21 protein-coding genes are annotated in these 19,567 nt (G+C 41.1%); 9 read left to right on the top strand and 12 right to left on the bottom strand.

Going from position 1 to position 19,567, the window contains the following annotated elements:
- From FUA25_RS09195 to FUA25_RS09185, 3 genes are read left to right on the top strand one after another with little or no spacing between them, the layout of a single operon-like run.
- Positions 1 to 1,083 (top strand): mannose-1-phosphate guanylyltransferase, encoded by a 1,083-nt coding sequence (locus FUA25_RS09195; protein ID WP_228411682.1) that lies wholly within the window; start codon positions 1 to 3, stop codon positions 1,081 to 1,083.
- Positions 1,084 to 1,128: 45 nt separating this feature from the next.
- On the top strand, positions 1,129 to 1,788 hold the full coding sequence (locus tag FUA25_RS09190; protein WP_147756617.1) for a hypothetical protein: 660 nt from the start codon (positions 1,129 to 1,131) through the stop codon (positions 1,786 to 1,788).
- Complete coding sequence (locus FUA25_RS09185; RefSeq protein WP_147756616.1) at positions 1,785 to 2,303, top strand: GNAT family N-acetyltransferase; 519 nt, start codon at positions 1,785 to 1,787, stop codon at positions 2,301 to 2,303. Before FUA25_RS09190 ends, FUA25_RS09185 begins: the two co-directional genes overlap by 4 nt.
- Here the strand turns inward: FUA25_RS09185 and bcp are convergent.
- Positions 2,300 to 2,749 (bottom strand): thioredoxin-dependent thiol peroxidase, encoded by a 450-nt coding sequence (gene bcp, locus FUA25_RS09180; RefSeq protein ID WP_147756615.1) that lies wholly within the window; start codon positions 2,747 to 2,749, stop codon positions 2,300 to 2,302. The genes FUA25_RS09185 and bcp overlap by 4 nt on opposite strands.
- A 32-nt stretch (positions 2,750 to 2,781) precedes the next feature.
- On the opposite strand from bcp, the gene nth reads away from it, so the two are divergent.
- Positions 2,782 to 3,402 carry an endonuclease III gene (nth, locus tag FUA25_RS09175; protein WP_147756614.1) on the top strand — a complete coding sequence of 207 codons (621 nt, stop codon included), beginning with the start codon at positions 2,782 to 2,784 and terminating at the stop codon, positions 3,400 to 3,402.
- Here nth and FUA25_RS09170 read toward each other — a convergent pair whose 3' ends face one another.
- The 3 genes from FUA25_RS09170 to FUA25_RS09160 form a co-directional block, all read right to left on the bottom strand.
- The gene (locus tag FUA25_RS09170; RefSeq protein WP_147756613.1) at positions 3,403 to 3,765 is read right to left on the bottom strand and encodes a PleD family two-component system response regulator; all 363 of its coding nucleotides are present in this window, start codon (positions 3,763 to 3,765) and stop codon (positions 3,403 to 3,405) included.
- A gap of 15 nt (positions 3,766 to 3,780) precedes the next feature.
- Positions 3,781 to 6,021, bottom strand: a complete 2,241-nt coding sequence (locus FUA25_RS09165) for a PAS domain-containing sensor histidine kinase (protein WP_147756612.1) — start codon at positions 6,019 to 6,021, stop codon at positions 3,781 to 3,783.
- A gap of 177 nt (positions 6,022 to 6,198) precedes the next feature.
- Positions 6,199 to 7,992 carry a DUF885 domain-containing protein gene (locus tag FUA25_RS09160; RefSeq protein WP_147756611.1) on the bottom strand — a complete coding sequence of 598 codons (1,794 nt, stop codon included), beginning with the start codon at positions 7,990 to 7,992 and terminating at the stop codon, positions 6,199 to 6,201.
- Between the two features lie 173 nt (positions 7,993 to 8,165).
- Here FUA25_RS09160 and FUA25_RS09155 point away from each other — a divergent pair, with 173 nt between their 5' ends.
- The 4 genes from FUA25_RS09155 (at position 8,166) to FUA25_RS09140 (ending at position 10,793) form a co-directional block, all read left to right on the top strand.
- Entirely contained in the window at positions 8,166 to 8,624 is a 459-nt protein-coding gene (locus FUA25_RS09155) for a hypothetical protein (RefSeq protein WP_147756610.1), read from the top strand.
- 210 nt (positions 8,625 to 8,834) lie between these two features.
- Positions 8,835 to 9,518, top strand: coding sequence for a MotA/TolQ/ExbB proton channel family protein (locus FUA25_RS09150; RefSeq protein WP_147756609.1), 684 nt, complete (start codon positions 8,835 to 8,837; stop codon positions 9,516 to 9,518).
- A 3-nt stretch (positions 9,519 to 9,521) separates the two neighbouring features.
- Positions 9,522 to 9,920, top strand: a complete 399-nt coding sequence (locus FUA25_RS09145; RefSeq protein WP_147756608.1) for an ExbD/TolR family protein — start codon at positions 9,522 to 9,524, stop codon at positions 9,918 to 9,920.
- Between the two features lie 6 nt (positions 9,921 to 9,926).
- Positions 9,927 to 10,793, top strand: coding sequence for a ferric siderophore ABC transporter substrate-binding protein (locus tag FUA25_RS09140; protein ID WP_147756607.1), 867 nt, complete (start codon positions 9,927 to 9,929; stop codon positions 10,791 to 10,793).
- A gap of 2 nt (positions 10,794 to 10,795) precedes the next feature.
- On the opposite strand, the gene FUA25_RS09135 is transcribed toward FUA25_RS09140, so the two are convergent.
- The 3 genes from FUA25_RS09135 to FUA25_RS09125 are packed head-to-tail and all read right to left on the bottom strand — an operon-like array spanning position 10,796 to position 12,881.
- The gene (locus FUA25_RS09135; protein WP_147756606.1) at positions 10,796 to 11,182 is read right to left on the bottom strand and encodes a hypothetical protein; all 387 of its coding nucleotides are present in this window, start codon (positions 11,180 to 11,182) and stop codon (positions 10,796 to 10,798) included.
- On the bottom strand, positions 11,169 to 11,468 hold the full coding sequence (locus FUA25_RS09130; protein ID WP_147756605.1) for a hypothetical protein: 300 nt from the start codon (positions 11,466 to 11,468) through the stop codon (positions 11,169 to 11,171). The genes FUA25_RS09135 and FUA25_RS09130 overlap by 14 nt, the downstream gene beginning before the upstream one ends.
- Before the next feature lie 9 nt (positions 11,469 to 11,477).
- On the bottom strand, positions 11,478 to 12,881 hold the full coding sequence (locus FUA25_RS09125) for a nucleoside recognition domain-containing protein (protein WP_147756604.1): 1,404 nt from the start codon (positions 12,879 to 12,881) through the stop codon (positions 11,478 to 11,480).
- A 182-nt stretch (positions 12,882 to 13,063) separates the two neighbouring features.
- On the opposite strand from FUA25_RS09125, the gene FUA25_RS09120 reads away from it, so the two are divergent.
- Positions 13,064 to 15,190: an elongation factor G gene (locus tag FUA25_RS09120; protein WP_228411681.1), complete on the top strand. Its 2,127-nt coding sequence runs from the start codon at positions 13,064 to 13,066 to the stop codon at positions 15,188 to 15,190.
- An 80-nt stretch (positions 15,191 to 15,270) separates the two neighbouring features.
- Here FUA25_RS09120 and FUA25_RS09115 read toward each other — a convergent pair whose 3' ends face one another.
- The 5 genes from FUA25_RS09115 to FUA25_RS09095 all read right to left on the bottom strand — a co-directional run bounded on the left by FUA25_RS09115 (position 15,271) and on the right by FUA25_RS09095 (position 19,456).
- A complete protein-coding gene (locus tag FUA25_RS09115) occupies positions 15,271 to 15,783 on the bottom strand; it encodes a DUF6973 domain-containing protein (protein ID WP_147756603.1) in 513 nt (170 codons plus the stop codon).
- Positions 15,784 to 15,836: 53 nt separating this feature from the next.
- Complete coding sequence (accD, locus tag FUA25_RS09110) at positions 15,837 to 16,688, bottom strand: acetyl-CoA carboxylase, carboxyltransferase subunit beta (RefSeq protein ID WP_147756602.1); 852 nt, start codon at positions 16,686 to 16,688, stop codon at positions 15,837 to 15,839.
- A gap of 103 nt (positions 16,689 to 16,791) precedes the next feature.
- Positions 16,792 to 17,862, bottom strand: coding sequence for a class II fructose-bisphosphate aldolase (gene fbaA / locus FUA25_RS09105; protein ID WP_147756601.1), 1,071 nt, complete (start codon positions 17,860 to 17,862; stop codon positions 16,792 to 16,794).
- Between the two features lie 67 nt (positions 17,863 to 17,929).
- Complete coding sequence (locus tag FUA25_RS09100) at positions 17,930 to 18,796, bottom strand: NAD kinase (protein WP_147756600.1); 867 nt, start codon at positions 18,794 to 18,796, stop codon at positions 17,930 to 17,932.
- A 3-nt stretch (positions 18,797 to 18,799) separates the two neighbouring features.
- Positions 18,800 to 19,456: a CBS domain-containing protein gene (locus FUA25_RS09095; protein WP_228411680.1), complete on the bottom strand. Its 657-nt coding sequence runs from the start codon at positions 19,454 to 19,456 to the stop codon at positions 18,800 to 18,802.
- Between the last annotated feature and the right edge of the window lie 111 nt (positions 19,457 to 19,567).

The following is a 19,567-nucleotide window of genomic DNA, read 5'->3' as shown; positions in this document are numbered from 1 at the left end:
ATGTCACAATCAAATAATTACTGCGTAATTATGGCAGGAGGAATCGGAAGCCGTTTCTGGCCGATGAGCACGCAGAAATTCCCAAAACAGTTTCAGGATATTCTGGGCACCGGCAGAACCATGATTCAGCAGACTTACGACAGAATAAGTCAGATCATTTCCAAAGAAAACATCTACGTCATTACAAATAAGGAGTATATTCAGCTTTCTCAGCAACAGTTGCCCGAAATACCTTCAGAAAATATTGTGGGAGAACCGATGATGAAAAATACGGCGGCCTGCAATATCTACATGATCAATAAAATTGCAGCGAAAAACCCCGATGCCAACATGATTGTGCTGCCTGCAGACCACCTGATTCTGAAGGAAAATACTTTTCTGAAAAAGGTGGAACTGGCTTTCAGCCTCGCAGAAAAAAACGATTTTTTAATAACACTTGGCATCACTCCTACCCGGCCTGATACCGGTTACGGATATATTCAGTTTGTAGAGAAGAAAAATGCAACGTATTTCAAAGTAAAGACTTTTACGGAAAAACCCGACCTCGAAATCGCTAAAACCTTTTTGGAAAGCGGAGATTTTCTCTGGAATGCAGGAATTTTCGTCTGGAATGTCAAAAGTATTTACAGGGCATTTGAAGAATTTCTCCCGGAAATGACCCAGCATTTCACCAATTGCGAATACAATTCAAGTCAGGAAGACAACTGCATTGAAAGCATTTATCCGAAAGTAGCAAAAGTTTCCATTGACACTGCAATTCTGGAAAAAGCCCAGAATGTTTACGTGATTCCGGCAGACTTGGGGTGGAGTGACTTGGGAACCTGGACTTCCGTTTACGAAAATGCGGAAAAAGATGAAGAAAAAAATGCCTTCAAATCAAAACATATTTTGGCATACAATTCGAACGGCAACATCATCCGGATCAAAAACAGCAATAAGGCGCTGGTTGTTGACGGACTGAACAACTACATCATCGTGGATACCGAAAAGGCATTACTGATTTGTCCGCGTGAAAATGACCAGCTCATAAAAGAGTACGTATCTGACCTTAAAAACCTTAAAAAAGGTGAAAAATTCATGTAATTGAGCAAATGTCAAACATTTTGCCCAGTTCAAATAAATTACTTCATGAAGAACATTCTTTTATTTATATTTTTAACCTTCAGCATTTTAATCTCTTCGCAGGAGAAAAAAAACTTTACGAATATCCAGAATATTTTAAAAGCCTTACGGCCAAACGAAAAATTGGATTCCTGGACTTTAGTTTATAATATCTATTCCCGCGATGAGGTCATAAAGACCACAGGAAAGGAAAAAGATTATCTGCCACAGTTTTCGGGATTTAAAATTTCTAATGATGAGGAAGGTTTCTATTACATTGCCAAATCAGTGGGAGGTAAAACTTCTTATATCACCGATACTGAACAGCTCAGAAAATTTATCGGAAGTGTTGATAATGGGGAAGAAGCCGCAGTTATCGGAATTTTAGACGGTTATTTCGTAGATGAAGAGTTCGAAGACTTAGCTGGCAACTACTATGCTGATCAGAATAATTTTTATGTGGAACTTGGGAAAATTACTTCAAAGGAATGCCCTTTCGAAAAGACCCATTTCATGCTTACCGTCAATAAAAAATCCGGCACTGTCACCAATGTAAAGGACAACGGAGAATATTTTGAAGTGTACAGTAAAACCTGCGCCAACAATCCACGTATGCAGAATTACAAAAAGGAACTTGAACCTTATGTTCCGCCAAAGAAAGCACGTTCGAAAAAGAAAAGAAGATGATCCCTCAAACATTTGAAACGGAAAGGCTTTCCCTGAGACCGATGTCTGCAGAAGATTCTGCATTTATTCTGGAACTTTATAACCAGCCCAATTTTTTAAAATATATCGGTGATAAGAACATCAGAACTGTTGAAGAGGCTGAAGAATACATCAAAACCCGATTCCGCCCGCAGATCGAAAAACTTGGTTACGGAAATTACCTCATCACGAGAAAGGAAGACAAGCTTAAAATTGGCAGCGTCGGAATTTTCGAAAGAGAAGGAATGGAAATTCACGACATTGGATTCTCATTTCTGGGCGAATTTGAGGGAAAAGGATACGGTTTTGAAGCTGCATCTGAACTGATGAAACAGGCTTTTGCACATTTCGGCTTAAAGAAAGTTTCTGCCGTCACCTCCAAAGATAACTTTGCTTCCCAGAAACTGATTGAAAAACTTGGTTTGAGATTTCAAAAACTGGTTTTCCTTCCAAACGATCCGGAGGAACTGATGTATTATGAAACGGAAAATGTTTAATTTTCAAGAATCTGTTGTGCCGCTTCCTTCGATCTTACTTTTGAAATAACACGGGTGCAGATTCCGTTTTCATCGAAGATGAAAGTGGTGCGCACAATTCCCATATACTTTTTTCCAAAAGTACTCTTCTCCTGCCAGACTCCGAATTGGTCGATGATATGATGGTTTTCATCAGCCAGCAAGTCGTATTTGAGGTTAAATTTTGCATGGAAATTTTTCTGTTTTTTTACAGAATCGCCTGAAATGCCGATCACCTGAAACCCCTCTTTAGTCAAATCCGGAAAGTTATCGCTTAGATTGCAGGCTTCAACCGTGCAGGTTGGCGTATTGGCCTGCGGATAGAAGAAAATCACAAGTTTTTTGCCTGAAAAATCTGATGATTTGAGAATTTCACCCTCCTGATTCATGGATTCAAATTTCGGTAAGGCATCGCCAACTTTCAGCATAATGATTATTTTTGCTCAAATTTAAACTTAAAATGACTAAAAAGCAAAGAGCACAAACGGTTTTGGCGGAACTCGAAAAATTATATCCCGAAGTGCCTATTCCTTTGGATCATACCGATGCCTTCACGCTTTTGGTCGCTGTTGCGCTGTCGGCTCAAACCACCGATAAAAAAGTGAATCAGATCACTCCGAAACTTTTTGAAATCGCGGGAACCCCATTTAAAATGAAGGATCTGGAAGTCTCTGAAATCAAAGACCTCATCAGAGAAATCGGTTTGGCGAACCAGAAAGCAAAAAATCTCAAGAGAATGGCCGAAATTCTTGTTGAAAAACACAATGGAACTGTTCCGCAAACGTTTGAGGAATTGGAAGAACTTCCTGGCGTGGGTCACAAAACCGCTTCAGTAGTCATGAGCCAGGCTTTTGGATTCCCGGCTTTTCCTGTAGACACACACATTCACCGGTTAATGACGCAGTGGAAATTAACCTCAGGAAAAAATGTCGTGGAAACTGAAAAGGATGCAAAAAGACTTTTCCCCGAAAAAACCTGGAACAAAGTACACCTTCAGATTATTTTTTACGGAAGGGAATATTCGCCGGCACGGGGAAATAAAGAAAAAGATTTTCTTACTAAAATGCTTTTTGCTGAGTAATCAGGTCGTTTGTTGAAGCAGCTGCTCTACTTTCTGTACGAGTTCATCAATCTCAAAAGGTTTGGTGAGAAAGTCATCCACACCGGCCTTTTCGCCGATTTTTGAGGCATCGGGATGCGCAGACATCATCATGATCTTGATTTCTTTTGTTTCGGGATTCTCTTTGATTTCTTTCGTTAAAATACGTCCGTCGTAACCGGACATCAGCAAATCGGTAATAATGAGTTTGGGTTTCTTTTTTTCGATGATTTTACCGAATTCCAAAGGGTTACAGCAGGATTCCACATCATAACCTTCAGAAAGAAGAATGTTTTCAATGAGCTGACAAATGTCCTTGTTATCGTCAACAACCAGAATTTCCATAGTTTTTTTAGTTTTTTAATTTTTACTCAGCGGAATCGAAAAGAAGAACTGGCTTCCTTTTTCTTTCTCGCTTTCTACCCAAATTTTTCCTTTGTGTTTTTCCAGAATATCTTTTACGATGAAAAGTCCGATTCCGAATCCCGGAAAAGTTTCTTCATCATCGCCGGAAACCCTGTAAAAGCGCTCAAAAATTTTATTGAGTTCCTCAGGATCCATTCCGATTCCAAAGTCTTCTACCGACACAATGGCACATTCGTGGTCAGCGGAAAGTTTTACATTAACTGTTTTAACGTGGGGAGAATATTTGATGGCATTGGTCAAAAGATTGTTCAATACCTGTGTGATGCGGTCTTTATCTGCAAACACCTCGATATCGGAGGCGTGCATGAGTTCAAAATTGATCTGATGGCTTTGCTCGGAGGCTTTAATGTCTTCAATCGTTTCAGTCACCAGTTCCACGAGCGAAAAGGTTTTTTTATTCAATGGCAGCGTTCCGGATTCAATTCTGGAAATATCCAGAAGATCACCGATGAGAATATTCAGTTTATTTACCTGATTTTCAATGGTGTTGAGCGAATTAACCAAAAACTGGTCTTCAGAATCTTTCCGCATCTTTTTCAGGAGTTGAACATACCCTTTTATAGTGGTGACAGGAGTTTTGAGTTCATGGTTGGCCATTTTGATGAAATCATTCTTCTGCTGTTCCATCTTTTTCATATCGTTGATGTCGGTACTGGTTCCCACCCATTTTTTTACGTTTCCGCTTTCGTCCAGTTCCGGAAAAGCGCGGGTCATAAACCAGCGGTATTCATTGTTCGCGTTACGGAAACGGTGTTCAAAAAAGAACGGCTTTTTCGTGCGGACACTTTTTGCCCAAAGCCTGATGTTTTCCTTGCGCTCTTCGGGATGCATCATTTCCAGCCAGGCATTTTCCTCAATAAATTCGTCATAGCTTTTGCCGGAATAATCAGTGGTCGATTTATTGAAATAAGTAAGTTCACCATTAGGTTCGGCAATCCATACAATCTGCGGCATTGAATCAGCAAGGAAACGGTATTTTCTTTCGCTTTCACTGATTTTTTTCTCAAAATTCTTGAGTTCGGTTATATCGCGTATCGTCCCGGAAATATAAGCTTTCCGGATGTCTGTGGCTTCCAGAAGTCTTCCGTATAATTCAATCCATTTCGTACTGCCGTCCCGCAGCACTATTTTGGTCTGATAATGAAGATCACCTGTTTCCTTTGCTCTCTGTAGAGCCACTACTCGCGTTTCAGCGAAGTTTTTGTGAATATGTTTTTCAAAAATATGGGAATCTATTATTTCGGTTTCGGGATCGTATCCGAAAATTTCTAAAAAGCGTGGCGAAAAATTATATTTTTCCTGAGTAATAGGATTCATTTCAAATAAGCCCAGTTTGGTAGCATCCAATGCAGTATTTAACTGATGGTGACTTTGCTGCAGAAGAATCTCACTCTTTTTTCTTTCGGTTACATCCTGAAGCACTCCTAACATTCTCTTGGGTTTACCTTCGTCATCGAAAAACACTTTCCCATTGGTGAAAATCCATTTTTCCTGCCCCTTTTTATCTTTCAGTTTTGCTTCATACTGATAGATTCCGGTCTCCAAAGCCTTTTTAAAAGCTTTATCAACAACATCTATAATTTCGGTTTCGGGGATATGACTTCTAAGCTGTTCCTGGGTAAGCTTCTCTCCGTGGCTGTATCCAAAAATTTGCGAAAGATATGGTGAATGTATAATTTCATGCGTTTCCATATCCAAATCCCACGTCGCCGTTTGGGAACTTTCAGTGGCAAGCCTCAGTCTTTCCTCATCTTCCCTGATTTTAGATTTTATTCCAACCATCTCGGTAACTTCCATTGCCACGGTAACGAAATGCAGAAACTCACCGTCGTCATTATATACAGGATGATATATAAAGTTGAAAAAAATTTCTTCAAAAACTCCGTTGCGCTCCAATTTGATGCAGAACTCTGGAGCATGAAAAGGCTTCCTGGATTCTCTCACATTTTCACATAACGTAATAAGCTGGTCTTTGGCTTCAGGAAAAAGATCGAACAGATTTTTCCCGGTGACTTCCTCTCTGGTTTTGTGGGCTATTTCCAGCCACACATCGTTGGCAAATTCTACAACATAATCTCCGCTCATGAGCGAAAACCCAAAAGGTGCCTTATCTAAAACATTCTCCATAAACCCCTCCTTAAGAGAAATTGATGGAGTTGGAAAATCAGCTTCCATGAACTTTATTTTTTGAGGATGTAAAAATAGCAATATTTTTTAATTCATTCACAGTAAGCCCAGTTAAATATCTGCAAATCAACAAACATAAATAAAATTGATTAAAATTTTAAACAGCTTATATCATTATGATTGGCAACTTTTAACTAAATCTTTTTACAAAATTTTCTTAAGTATTTACTGTTTTTTAGCCCAGAGTTTCATTTTCCTATCTAACACATCAAGCGGAAGACCGCCTTGGTTTAGGATTTCGTCATGAAATTTTGCCAGACTGAATTTACTGCCCAACTGTTTTTGATATTTATTCCGGAGTTCGCGAATCTTCAGTGATCCGATCTTGTAGCCAAGTGCCTGTCCGGGCATTGCCATATAGCGCTCTACTTCAGCGGTCGCACCGGCTTCATCATAAGCGATATTGTTCAGGAAATATTTGATTGCTTCCTCCCTCGTCATGGTTCCGGTATGTAAACCGGTGTCTACCACAAGACGCACTGCGCGCAACATCTGGTCACTTAAATACCCCATTTTTTGATATGGGTCCGTATAAAGTCCCAGTTCAGGACCTAGCGTTTCACAGTAGTGTGCCCAGCCTTCACCGTACGCTCCGAACCAGCCAAAACGCATAAATTTCGGAAGTTTTGTATTTTCCTGCTGCAACGAAACCTGATAATGATGGCCGGGAATTGCTTCATGTAAAAACAGAGATTCCATCGCTGAAGTGACATTGAATTTCGTAGGATCGGGTAGCGGAATATAAAATATCCCAGCTCTTTTCCCGTCCGGAGTTCCGGGAATATATTCAGCACTGGCGCTGGCTTCACGAAATTTCTCGGTTTGCCGGATTTCAAAAGGCGTTTTCGGGGTTACACTGAACATGGTTTTCAGTTTCGGTGTTATTTTTTTCAGAATCCCGTTAAATGCGTCCAGAACTTCCTTATCTGTTTTATAAGGCATTGCCTTTGGATCAGATTTAACCGAGGTAATGAATTCCTCCAGTGTTCCGGTGAACCCGACCTGTTTTTTTACTTTTTCCATTTCTGCTCGGAGCATTGCGACCTGATCCAAGCCGGTTTTTCTGATTTGTGCCGGCGTTAAATTGGTGGTGGTCCAGCTTTTTGCATAATACGCGTAAATTTCATTTCCTTTCGGTAAAGCATCAATTCCGGAGGTAGCCCTAGATTTCGGCAGATATTCTTTTTCTAAAAATTCTGCCATTTTCAGGTAAGTCGGAATTATTTTCTTTGAAACCGTCTCCCGGTACTGTACAGTGAATTTTTCTTTCTGTTCCGAACTGAAATCCTTCGGAAAACTGCGAAGAGGCCCGTAGAAAATGTTTTTCTCCAGATCACCGGAAACAATTTCTTCCGCTTTCATTTGGGGAATCATTTTCACAACAAGCGTTTTTGGCAACACCTGATTATTGGCCATTCCTTCGCGGAAATTTTCGATTGCAGCATCCATCCACTGCGGGAATTTCTCCATTCTTTTCAGCCAGTCATTATAATCTTTTTCCGTTTTAAACGGCTGACTTCCCTGTCCGCTGCCCAATAGCGGAAAATCGAGCGGCAGACCATTGAACTGCGTAAATGGAATATACTCGGGATGATAGGCATATCGCTCAACTTTGTCCTTCAACATATAATCCAGAACGTCGTAAACTGTTTTGTCTTCATCATTCAGGCTCTTATAATCCACTTTTTTCAGTTGGTTTTGCACCGAATTATAAAAAGATATTTCACCTGAAATGAAATCCTTGTCGATATTGATCGGCAACTGATCGTTGTATCGCGAATCGCCCTGAGCCGTAGCTTCAAGCGGATAGAGTTTTAGATATTGTTCGTAATAATTAGCGGCTATTGAATCCATTTCAAGCGGAGTAACCTTTGTAAGCGGATAATCTTTCTTTTTACAGCACATTAAGGCGGACATTAATCCCACAAAAAAAATTCCCAGATACAAGCTTTTATTCATAACACAAATTTTGATAGGCTAAATTACTTTTTTTTGGCTAATGTTTTATACTAAAACCCGCTGTTTGATGCTTCATGCTAAAAAAACTTTAAAATACTTTCCACATTCAATCTATTTTTTATCTTTGTTCAATCAGTTTAAAAATCAATTATTTAACACTTTTTTCTTTGAAAATGAAAGGGATTTTAAAAATCTACCATCCTGACGAAACCCTTAAATACCACATCAAAAGCACTTATTGCAAAGCGGTTTACAGCAACAAGCAACATTTTCTGGAGGTTGAAATCATTACCGATGAATCGTTGGATCATGTGGATGACGATTCGCTGCAGTATAATTTCCCCCAACTCTCCCTGAATGTGATTGATTTTCCGATAGAGGATGCAGAAATTGATGGGAAATCTTTTGAAATCAACGACACCGATGAATCTTACACGGAAGTTGATCTTTTTGATGATGAGGAAGCTTATCTATATGATAACGAACTGTCTTTTGACCGTAATTCGGAGGAGGAACTTCAATTGTGCTGGAAAGGAAATATCGATGATTTCTACACCGGTTCCGATGAACCCATCACTTTTAAGCTCAAATGCCACTTCAAACCAGATGAAATTGTGGTGGAGGAAGACTGATTTCACGGCCATTTATAAAATTAATTCTGAGTTCTCCACACAAATCCTGAAATTTTCTTCAGTGCTGAACTATTCTTTATCGTAGGATGTGCTGGAGTTTTCATTCTTTTTAAAGTCTCTGGACGCATGAAAAAATTCATCTGAACTGGGGCTTTTTAACAATATATCCCTATTTTTACCGTTACTTTTTAATATCTAAAACCATAATAAATGTTCTTACAGGCAGCAGTTCAAGCAGTAACCCCGGAAACTCAGGAGCACGTTTTTTCTTTCTGGAAAATTATGTTCCACGGCAACATTTTCGCCAATATCGTGATGATCACCGTTTTAGCATTGGGAGTTTTTGCGCTATACATTTTTCTGGAAAGGTTGTTCTACATCAACCGGATGCTGAAAATCAACGATACCAACCTGATGAACAATATCGCTGATCTGCTGCGTGACGGGCGTGTTGATGCCGCCGTGGATTACTGTGTACGCCAGAACACTCCGGAAGCTAGAATTCTGGAAAAAGGAATTACCCGAATTGGGAGACCAATTTCAGATATTGTCAGCGCTATGGAAAGCCAGGGCCAGATTGAAGTGGCAAAACTCGAAAAAAACCTCAACCTTTTGGCTTCTGTTCCCAGTTTAGCGCCAATGCTCGGGCTTTTGGGAACTGTTATCGGACTGATTATGGCATTTTTCAGCATGTCGAATGCAGAAGGATCTTTTTCTCCAAAAACACTTTCAGAAGGAATTTATACTGCTCTTGGACAAACCGCGACCGGTCTAGCCGTCGCTATTCCTTCTAATTTTTTCTACAACTTACTTCTGACGAGAATTGACAAATTTGTATTAAAGGTGCAGCATCTTTCTACAGATTTTCTCGACATCATCAATAAACCTTCATAAAAAATGAACCTCAAACGAAGAAATAAGGCCAATCCCGATTTCAGTCTGGCTGCAATGGTGGATGTAATTCTGCTTCTCCTGATCTTTTTTATGGTGACTTCTTCTGCTGCAAGCCAAAGTGCGATTGATGTGAAACTTCCGAAGGGAGAGATCGAGAATCCGAACATTCCTAACGAAGTTTCGGTGAGCATTAAACAGGATGGCTCCTATTTTTTAGGAGATACCGCTGTAAAAAAAGAGGAGCTGGAATCAGTACTTGTAAACCAGCTGAAAAATTCCCAAAACGCATCGTTTACGATCAGAGCAGACCGAAATTCTCTGCATAAAGATGTGGTGTACGTTATGGAAATTGCAGAAAAACATAAATTTAATATTGCCATCGCAACAATTCAGGAAGAATAATCGAAAATGAACGATTACAGCATCAATAATCAGGAAGAAAACAGAGACAGACTTAAAAGTGGTGTGATCACTGCTTTGGTTTGGTCTGCCGTCCTGCTTTTTGTTTTTCTTTACAAGGTAACCGAAAGAATACCGGAAGAAAAAGAGGTGGTGACCAGAATATTGGTTAATTTCGGCGATAACAGAAACGGAAACGGCCTCGAAGAGCCCGCAAATCAGGACGGAAGCCTCGCTGCTGAAGCGACTCTGGATCCGGAAACCTCAGCTGCAGTTCTCTCAAAATCGGAAGAAAACAAACTTCTGTCTCCCGACAAAAAGGTCATTCCAAACGAAAAAATACTTACAGGAACACAATCGAAAACTTCGGTGAAAATTTCTGAAAAAAACACAAAAACCACCACTAAACCTTCTTCGGCAAGCAATACCAAAAAATCCGGATCAAAAGCAACTACTGCAAATTCCAAAACCGGTTCAGGCGACGGAAAAGGAACTGCCGCCATCGGAAATCTGATTAAAGGAAGAGGTACGAAAGCCGGAACTCAGGGCACGAACGGTACCATCGGCAATCAAGGCGATCCGCTCGGCGGCGATGGAAACGGAGACAGTACTATTGGAATCGACAGAAAATTAACCGGCTATATTCCCGGAACGATGGGAAGAGGCGGTTCACAGCCTTCGCACAGCTGTTCAGCAAGCGGAAGCATTACGATTTCTTATACCGTGGATAAAAACGGAAATGTGGTCTCCGCAAGACGCTCTGGCGGGATTTCTGATCCATGCGTGGTTTCAACCTCCATCGGCTGGGTCAAAAAATATGTGAAAGCCGAAAACGCCCCTACTTTCTCCAGCGGAACTTACCGCATTTCCTTCTAAATTTAAGAACTTTTAAGTTCAGTAATCCTGTTGACAATGGGGAGGGAAAATATTCCGCTTTTCTGAAGATACAGCTGATAAAAAGTCTGGGCTTTTTCCGCAAAATCCTTTCTGCCGGTCTCGCGGTTTTTCAGATAAAACAAATGTCCCAGCAATTCAAAATAAGGGATGTGATGAGCGCTGTCTTTCGCATTAATCATGCTGATCATTTCATCCGCAGAAAGCGCTGACAGTGCTTCAAAATCCATTTTGAAAGTATCATTCATATTGGTATCAAAAATCCGCTGATCTTCCGGCAACGTACCTTCGTTTTTTTCCAGGAGAAGTTTTGAAAGCGCTTCTGAAAACTGCTTAACAATCCGGATGATGTAATCTTTATCGTGTATCATTTTGATCTTTTTTTAAATTTTCATCAAGTTCCGGCGTTGCAGCCGTTCTTGAAATATAATTCATAGTGCCATGTTCTTTCGCGGCATTCGAAGCCATCTTTGCGCCCAGCACAACACTTAACGCCAAAACTGCACAAGAAGCGATCATCGTCCAGATATTGGGATAGGAAAAATAAATCACTGCTGAAATGATGAGGCCAATCAAAAAAGGAGATAAAAAAATCCTGAGCCAGCCGATTGTTTCTGTTGTTTTCTCAAAAGCAGTCTGTTTTTCGTCGTTTTCCATGATGATGTTTTAAGCAAAGAATATGTAGGCTAAAATGACTGAGGTGATGATTCCGACCAGGTCAGCCAAAAGCATTGCGGGAACTGCATACCGGGTGTTTTTGATTCCGACCGCGCCAAAATAAACCGCAATCACATAAAAAGTGGTATCTGAACTTCCCTGCAAAACAGCAGCAAGCCTTCCCTGAAAACTGTCGGCTCCGAATGTCTGCATCGTATCCACCATCATTCCCCTTGCTCCGGAACCTGATAGCGGTTTGATCAGTGCAGTCGGCAGCCCGTCTACAAATCTCGTATCAAAGCCGGCAACACTGGCGACCCATTTCATTCCGTCGATGATGACATCAAAGACGCCGGAAGTTCTTAACAGCGAAATTGCGATGAGCATTCCCACCAAATACGGGATGATCTTCACACACGTCCAGAAACCTTCTTTTGCCCCTTCAATAAAAGCCTCAAACACATTGATTTTTTTATAAACGCCACCCAGAATAATCGCGAAGAAAATCAGAAGGATGATTCCGTTGCTCAGCAGTTTGCTGAAATCATCAAGTTCACCTTTCGATAAACTGACCAGATAGACCACGAGCAGACCTACAATTATTGAGATCCCGCCAACATATGCGATAACGGCAGGCTGCAGCAGATTGATTTTCTGGTACAGGGAAACCACGATCATCGCCGCCATTGTTGCTGCAAAAGTCGCGATCATACACGGCAGAAAAATATCCGTTGGGGTTACCGAACCCATCGACGCGCGAATAGCAATGATGGAAACCGGAATCAGCGTTAAACCTCCCGCGTGAAGGCACAGAAACATGATCTGTGAATTGCTGGCGCGGTCTTTATCAACATTTAAAGTTTGAAGACTTTCCATGGCTTTCAGCCCAAACGGAGTCGCTGCATTGTCCAATCCTAATAAATTTGCTGAGAAATTCAGAAGCATATGCCCGAATGAAGGATGATTTTTGGGAATTTCGGGGAAAAGTTTGGAGAAAAAAGGCTGAATCAGCCGGGATAATAAATTGATGCCACCTGCCTTTTCTGCGATGCTCATAAAACCCATGAACAGCGTCATGATTCCAATCAGACCCAGACATATTTTAACGGCTGTTTCTGAAGTTCCGATCACACCGTCAGTTTCCTGAACGCGATAAACATTCACTGTAGATTTTGCAGAATCTGTTTTGTAATGAATCCTGTTCTGGGCAAAATCGGGCTTCACAAATAAGCTGTCCTTTACCAATGGGGCAAGTGAATTCATGTTTTGGGAAGCAATCTGAACCGTATCGCCGCTTTTCCCTACCACCATATCGTTATAAATGGCTTTATAATGGTCTGAAAACATATATTTTACACTCGCCACCAAAATTGCCACAATAATAAATGCGCTCCAGATTCTGCTTAAGACCATTCTTCAAAAATTTTCATAAAAATAGTGTTTTTGCCGTAAAAATGTTAAAAATCATTGTTTGTTTTCAAAATTCATCTGTCTTTTTTTCAATATCATTTTAAAACTTTTGTAACTTTAAGTTCCTAAAAATCAAATGCACCTGCATTTCCTTTTTACTCATTTTTAAAATTCTAAACTTAAATATGATGAGTACAAACACCCAAAATTTACGAAATGTGGTTTTGCTCGGCCATTCCGGTTCCGGTAAAACTACGCTTATAGAAACCATGCTCTACGAAGGAGGGGCGATAAAGCGCCGTGGCACTGTGGAAACCCGCAACACGGTAAGCGATTATACCGACATTGAACACGACCGCGGAAACACTATTTTCTCCCACCAGATGTTCGTAAACTGGAAATACAACAAAATAAACATTATCGACACGCCCGGATTCGACGATTTCGTTGGTGAAACCGTTTCTTCACTGAAAGTTGCCGATACCGCAGTGATTGTTCTGAACGCTGCAAACGGTGTGGAGGTAGGAACAGAAATCGTTTGGGAATATGTGGAGAAATATCAGACTCCTGCGATTTTTGTCATCAATCAGATGGATCATCCCAAAGCCGATTTTGAAAAAACACTGGAACAGGCAAAAGAACGTTTCGGCAATAAACTCCTACCTCTACAGTATCCTTACAATTCCGGGGTTAGTTTTAATGCCATTATCGATGTCCTGAGAATGGTGATGTACAAATTCCCGGCTGAAGGCGGAAAACCGGAGAAAAAACCCATTCCGGAAAGTGAAATGGAAAGGGCCAACGCCATGCATAACGCTTTAGTGGAAGTCGCTGCGGAAAATGAGGAAGGACTGATGGAAAAATATTTTGAGGAAGGCAATCTTTCGGAAGATGAACTGGCAAAAGGAATTACCGTTGCCCTGGCGAAACAGCAGTTTTTTCCGGTCTTTGTCACCAGCGGCCTGAAGGACATGGGAAGCGGGAGATTAATGGGATTTATTGATGATATTGCACCTTCACCCGCGGAAAGGCCGGCAAGAAAACTTGAAAATGAGATGGAAATCCCTTGCGATCCAAATGATAAAACCACGATTTTCATTTATAAAACCCTCTCTGAACCGCAGGTCGGTATGGTTTCCTATTTCAAAGTCTTAAGCGGAATCCTCAAACCTGGTGATGAACTTGTCAATGCCAATAACGGTGAAGTGGAAAGGATTTCCCAGCTTTTTGTTGCCGAAGGAAAAGACCGGACTCCTGTTAGTGAACTTGTTGCTGGAGATTTGGGTGTTACCGTTAAATTAAAATACGGGCATTCGAATAATACCCTCAATTCAAAAGGCCTGGAGCGAAAGATACGGCCGATGGAATTTCCGGAAAGCCGGATCCGGAAAGCAGTTTCCGCCGATTCTTCGGCAGATATGGAAAAACTGGTCACCGCTTTACATAAAATAGAGGAGGAAGATCCTACCCTGAAAGTAGAACAGTCTGCAGAACTGAAACAGACGATCCTGCATGGTCAGGGACAGCTGCATCTGGATTTGGTAAAACAAAGACTGCTGAAAGAATTTGGAGTGAAAATGAACTTCAGCAACCCGAAAATTCCATACCGCGAAACCATTACCGGAAGAGCCGACGCCGATTACCGGCATAAAAAACAGTCGGGCGGCGCAGGTCAGTTCGGCGAAATTCATATGCGCGTCGAAAATTTCTACGACGGCATGGACGAACCCACCGGAATGAACATCCGCCAGAAAGATATTGAAGATTTGCCGTGGGGCGGGAAACTCGCTTTTTACTGGTGCATCGTTGGCGGAACGATCGACAACCGCTACATCGGCGCCATAAAAAAAGGGATTATGCAGCAGATGAAAGAAGGCCCTTTAACCGGTTCACACTGCCAAAATGTAAGGGTCTGCGTTTATGACGGGAAAATGCACAGCGTGGACTCAAACGACATATCTTTTCAGCTGGCTGCTTCCGGGGCGTTCCGAGAAGCCTTCCAGAATTCAAAACCCCAGCTTCTGGAACCGGTTTATCATGTAGAAATTCTCTGTCCTGATGAAGATACCGGTGATGTGATGGGCGACCTGCAGACGAGACGTGCCATGATTTCGGGTATGGATTCAGAAGGACACTATCAGAAAATTATCGCCGAAGTTCCGCTGGCTGAAATGCATGATTATGGTTCTTCCCTCCGTTCCATAACAGGAGGCAGGGCCAAATTCTCGATGAAGTTTTCGGATTACCAACTGGTTCCGCCGAATGTACAGAATGAACTGGTGAAAAGCCATGCCGGATTACAGGAAGCTTGATTTGTCGGAAGGGGGGCGCGAGCGAAGCGAGCGCCGAAAAGTTTAGTAGTAGAAATCTGTCAGAAAGTTGTTCTGTAACGTTACTTCGTTAGGTACACCAGATCACCTGGAAAATTATCTTCCAAGTTCTTCAGAATTTTGGCGGTTTTTGTCTTTTCAAAAAGGCCATCCACAAAGAATGAAGTTTCAAAAAACTGCCGGTGAACAGTTGGCAAAAGTGCCATGAAGTAATCCATTCCAACCTTGTTGTTATGCAAGTCCATCATTTTCTGCAGCGGTTCATTGGGGAAAAGTTCTTCGTGCAGGTCGGTCATTTTTTTACAGAATTTCAATGCTTTCTGGGGCGAAGATATCTTGCAGCAGTACATCATCATCAGGCAGCACCAAAGTGCATGACGGTATGCATTCCCAATACCGTCGGAAGAATTGGTTTTCGGAAAATACTTTTTCGCAATCACGAAACTTTTAACGGTTCCGATGGAACTCAATATAAAAAATAAAGGATGCGGGATAACCAGCTTCAAAAGCCTTATGATTTTTTTGAAGCTTAAGGTCTTTAAAGTATTGAAAAAAATTTTCGCAGTCTGTCTCATAAAAGAAATCTCCCCTGATTAGGAGAGATTTTTATCATTTTGTTACAAATCCCTTAAGATTGAACCAAAAGGTTGATCGTTTTTGATACTTTTTCTTTAATTTCTGTCCTCTTGACGATGAAATCTACAAAACCTTTTTCCTGAAGAAATTCCGAAGTCTGGAAACCTTCAGGTAAATCCTTTCCGATCGTTTCTCGGATGACCCTAGGTCCTGCAAAACCAATCAAAGCTCCGGGTTCCGCCATAATAATATCTGCTGTCATGGCAAAAGAAGCGGTAATTCCGCCGAAAGTAGGATCGCACAGATATGCAATGTAAAGAAGCCCGGCTTCTGAAAGCTGTGCTAATTTCGACTGTACTTTTGCTAATTGCATCAGTGAATAGGTTGCTTCCTGCATTCTGGCTCCACCGGACTGACAGATGATCATGTACGGAAGTCTGTTTTCAATACAGTAATCAACCGCACGTCTGATTTTTTCGCCCATCACCGATCCTAAAGATCCGCCGATAAAGGCAAAATCCATACAGGAAACCACCATTTTGGTTCCGTTTACGGTCCCGACTGCATTTCTGATAGAGTCTTTAAGCTTCGTTTTTGCAGAAACTTCCTTAAGACGGTCAACATACGGTTTTGTATCCTTAAAATTCAGCATGTCCACACTTTCCACATTGGCGTCGAGTTCCTGAAAATTATTCCCATCAAAAAGGATCGAAAAGAATTCGCTGCTTCCGATTCTTACGTGGAAACCATCTTCAGGCGACACATAATTGTTCGCCTTCAATTCTTCGTGCTCAATTACTTTTCCTGTTGGAGTCTGATGCCAAAGTCCTTTCGGAACATCTTTTTTGTCTTCCGTGGAAGTGGTGATATTTTTTGTTTTTCTTTTAAACCAGTCGAATGCCATTGTTGAAATTTTAAATTAAAAATTCTGAATTTTTAACCGTGCAAATTTAGCTTATTAATTCAATTCAGGAAAAAGATGTCTTTCTTTAAACCGAAAAAATTGATTACTTCAGTGTATTTACATTGTTGAGATCCTCAAATGCCTGCACCAATCTTGTGCTGAAGGTTTCTTCACCTTTTCTTATCCAGGCTCTCGGGTCATAGAATTTCTTGTTCGGCTTGTCGTCTCCGTCCGGATTTCCGATCTGGGATTTAAGATATTCCAGATTGTTCACCATATAATCCCTGATTCCTTCGGTATAGGCAAACTGAAGATCAGTATCGATATTCATTTTAATGGCGCCGTAACTGATGGCTTCTCGTATTTCTTCAACACTCGATCCTGAGCCGCCATGGAAAACGAAGTTTACAGGTTTTTCCCCGGTCCCGAATTTTTCCTGAACGTATTTTTGAGAATTATCGAGGATTTTTGGGGTCAGTTTTACATTTCCCGGCTTGTAAACGCCGTGAACATTTCCGAAAGCAGCAGCAATGGTAAAGTTCGGCGAGATGGCTTTCAGTCTTTCATAAGCATAGGCCACTTCATCGGGCTGTGTGTACAGTTTTGAAGAATCAACACCGGAATTGTCAACGCCGTCTTCTTCACCACCGGTCACACCCAGTTCAATCTCGAGCGTAATTCCGATTTTAGCCATTCTCTCGAAGTATTTACATGAAATATCCATGTTTTCCTCAATCGGCTCTTCAGAAAGATCGAGCATGTGCGAAGAATAAAGAGATTTTCCGGTCTGTGCGAAAAATTCTTCGTTTCCTTCCATCAATCCGTCAATCCATGGCAAAAGTTTTTTTGCACAATGGTCGGTATGAAGGATTACGGTAGCGCCGTAAGCTTCCGCCAATGTGTGAATATGTTTTGCTCCTGCAATACCTCCTAAAATAGCCGCTTTCTGAGCATCATTGCTCATTCCTTTTCCTGCATTAAACGCTGCACCACCATTGGAAAACTGAATAATCACAGGCGAATTGAGTTTAGCCGCCGTTTCCATTGTTGCATTCACGTTGCTGGAGCCAATCACATTCACTGCAGGCAGTGCATATTTATTTTCTTTGGCGTGCTGAAAAATGTCGGTAACCATTTGACCTGTGGCAACTCCTGCCGGAAAAAGTCTGCTCATAATATTGTATTTAAAGAGTTTGATATAAATTTTGAAGTGTAAAGTTACTATTTTTATGCAGAAAACATCAGTTCCTTTTGTCTTTTCCCCAAAGTAATTTCTGCCTGATCGTCTCGTAAAAACTCAGATTATGGGGGTGGATGAGCGATATCTGGAATTTTGCTTTTTTCAGTATAATCTCTACATCAGTGTCCATATTGACCAATCTGGAATCCAGAGAAAGGGAATATTGCGGAACGCGGCTCTCCACTCTAAGATGTATTTCCACATCATCATTCACGATTAAAGGCCTCACATTCAGATTGTGCGGGGCAATTGGGGTAATGGAGAAATTGTGGTTATTTGGGGTGATGATCGGTCCGCCGCAGCTCAGCGAGTAAGCTGTGGAACCGGTTGGCGTGGAAATGATCACCCCGTCCCCCCAAAAAACATTCAGAAATTCGCCGTTGATGTAGGAATCTACTGTTATCATGGCGGTGGTTTCTTTCCGGGAAATGGTAATATCATTCAGCGCAAACGGGAAAAAATCCCCTTTTGTAGGCGAAATAATTTCAATGACGGATCTTTTGCTGATTTTTACATGTCCGCGGATGATGTCATCGAGTTCCTGGAAAACACCGTCTTTCGTAAAGCTGGAAAGAAATCCCAACCTGCCGGTATTTACTCCGACAATCGGAATGTCAAGATCCTGAACAAAGAGCAGGGAAGTTACAATGGTTCCGTCGCCGCCGAAGGTAAAAAACCAGTCGACCTTCTTCTCCGAAAGGTCCTCTTTTCCAGAAAAAGTCTCGAAATCATTTGAAAACTGCATGGCGGTGGCCATCTCCGAATAAAGAACAGATTTAACACCCCTTTGCTCCAGTTCCGATATAATTTTACTGAGGTAGATAAAAGTATCTGCATCTTTTTTCTGGGTGTAAATTGCCGCTTTCATCGATTAAATTTCTATAAATTTCTGTAAAAACCCAAATCTGTCCTTCAAAAGGTCTTCTTTTTCGTCGTTATAATGTTTGTGAACCACGTTGTATCCGTAACGCTCGAAAGTCTCATCAATAGAACTGAGGTTATCGCTGCTAATCTTCATCGTCAGCTGAAAATTATCTTCATTAATGGCACTTACATAGCACCCATAGATTTTGGCGTTATTCGTTTCGATTATTTTTGCAATTTCAGTAAACGAATAATGCTTGCTCGTGGTCTGTATGGTAAGGATGGCGCCGTTTTCGGAAAAAAGCGGATATTTGGAAAATTCGCTGAAAATGTCGTCGCACGAAATATAGCCGAGATATTTTTCGGTCTTGCCGATTACCGGGACGATATTCGCGTCGAAAATATGAAAAAGCTTGACCGTATCCAGAATATTTCCATCTTCACGGATCGCAAATTTTTCAAAATGAATTTCCAAAGACTGTAAAGTTCCTTCCGGGCTTTCTTCCAGAAAAGACTGGCTTAATGCGCCTGCAAATACCCCTTTGTTCTTCACGAAAATATGGGAATAGCCGAAATCTTTCGCAAATTCTGAGGCATATTCTATGGAATCGGAAAAATTAAAGGCGGGATAATCTTTCGAAATATAATCTTTAATAAACATCATGCTAATTTACGATAAATTTAAAAAACCAGACCTTTCAAAATAAATTTAAAATTCTGCAAAATAAATTTGCATCATATCATTTCTAAAATATATCTTTGTAGCCTTTCATTT

Origin of the sequence: Chryseobacterium sp., assembly GCF_008014695.1 — a bacterium.
Taxonomy (GTDB): domain Bacteria; phylum Bacteroidota; class Bacteroidia; order Flavobacteriales; family Weeksellaceae; genus Kaistella.
This window is presented reverse-complemented; position numbering and strand designations above follow the sequence as displayed.

Excerpts from the sequence above, each read along its gene's own strand:
- FUA25_RS09115 (WP_147756603.1), bottom strand. The coding sequence starts at position 15,783 with ATGAGACAGACTGCGAAAATTTTTTTCAATACTTTAAAGACCTTAAGC.
- FUA25_RS09195 (WP_228411682.1), top strand. The coding sequence starts at position 1 with ATGTCACAATCAAATAATTACTGCGTAATTATGGCAGGAGGAATCGGA.
- nth (WP_147756614.1), top strand. The coding sequence starts at position 2,782 with ATGACTAAAAAGCAAAGAGCACAAACGGTTTTGGCGGAACTCGAAAAA.
- FUA25_RS09145 (WP_147756608.1), top strand. The coding sequence starts at position 9,522 with ATGAACCTCAAACGAAGAAATAAGGCCAATCCCGATTTCAGTCTGGCT.
- FUA25_RS09130 (WP_147756605.1), bottom strand. The coding sequence starts at position 11,468 with ATGGAAAACGACGAAAAACAGACTGCTTTTGAGAAAACAACAGAAACA.
- FUA25_RS09150 (WP_147756609.1), top strand. The coding sequence starts at position 8,835 with ATGTTCTTACAGGCAGCAGTTCAAGCAGTAACCCCGGAAACTCAGGAG.
- fbaA (WP_147756601.1), bottom strand. The coding sequence starts at position 17,862 with ATGAGCAGACTTTTTCCGGCAGGAGTTGCCACAGGTCAAATGGTTACC.
- FUA25_RS09155 (WP_147756610.1), top strand. The coding sequence starts at position 8,166 with ATGAAAGGGATTTTAAAAATCTACCATCCTGACGAAACCCTTAAATAC.
- FUA25_RS09120 (WP_228411681.1), top strand. The coding sequence starts at position 13,064 with ATGATGAGTACAAACACCCAAAATTTACGAAATGTGGTTTTGCTCGGC.
- FUA25_RS09135 (WP_147756606.1), bottom strand. The coding sequence starts at position 11,182 with ATGATACACGATAAAGATTACATCATCCGGATTGTTAAGCAGTTTTCA.
- FUA25_RS09095 (WP_228411680.1), bottom strand. The coding sequence starts at position 19,456 with ATGATGTTTATTAAAGATTATATTTCGAAAGATTATCCCGCCTTTAAT.
- FUA25_RS09170 (WP_147756613.1), bottom strand. The coding sequence starts at position 3,765 with ATGGAAATTCTGGTTGTTGACGATAACAAGGACATTTGTCAGCTCATT.
- FUA25_RS09140 (WP_147756607.1), top strand. The coding sequence starts at position 9,927 with ATGAACGATTACAGCATCAATAATCAGGAAGAAAACAGAGACAGACTT.
- FUA25_RS09190 (WP_147756617.1), top strand. The coding sequence starts at position 1,129 with ATGAAGAACATTCTTTTATTTATATTTTTAACCTTCAGCATTTTAATC.
- FUA25_RS09185 (WP_147756616.1), top strand. The coding sequence starts at position 1,785 with ATGATCCCTCAAACATTTGAAACGGAAAGGCTTTCCCTGAGACCGATG.
- FUA25_RS09160 (WP_147756611.1), bottom strand. The coding sequence starts at position 7,992 with ATGAATAAAAGCTTGTATCTGGGAATTTTTTTTGTGGGATTAATGTCC.
- FUA25_RS09165 (WP_147756612.1), bottom strand. The coding sequence starts at position 6,021 with ATGGAAGCTGATTTTCCAACTCCATCAATTTCTCTTAAGGAGGGGTTT.
- FUA25_RS09100 (WP_147756600.1), bottom strand. The coding sequence starts at position 18,796 with ATGAAAGCGGCAATTTACACCCAGAAAAAAGATGCAGATACTTTTATC.
- accD (WP_147756602.1), bottom strand. The coding sequence starts at position 16,688 with ATGGCATTCGACTGGTTTAAAAGAAAAACAAAAAATATCACCACTTCC.
- FUA25_RS09125 (WP_147756604.1), bottom strand. The coding sequence starts at position 12,881 with ATGGTCTTAAGCAGAATCTGGAGCGCATTTATTATTGTGGCAATTTTG.
- bcp (WP_147756615.1), bottom strand. The coding sequence starts at position 2,749 with ATGCTGAAAGTTGGCGATGCCTTACCGAAATTTGAATCCATGAATCAG.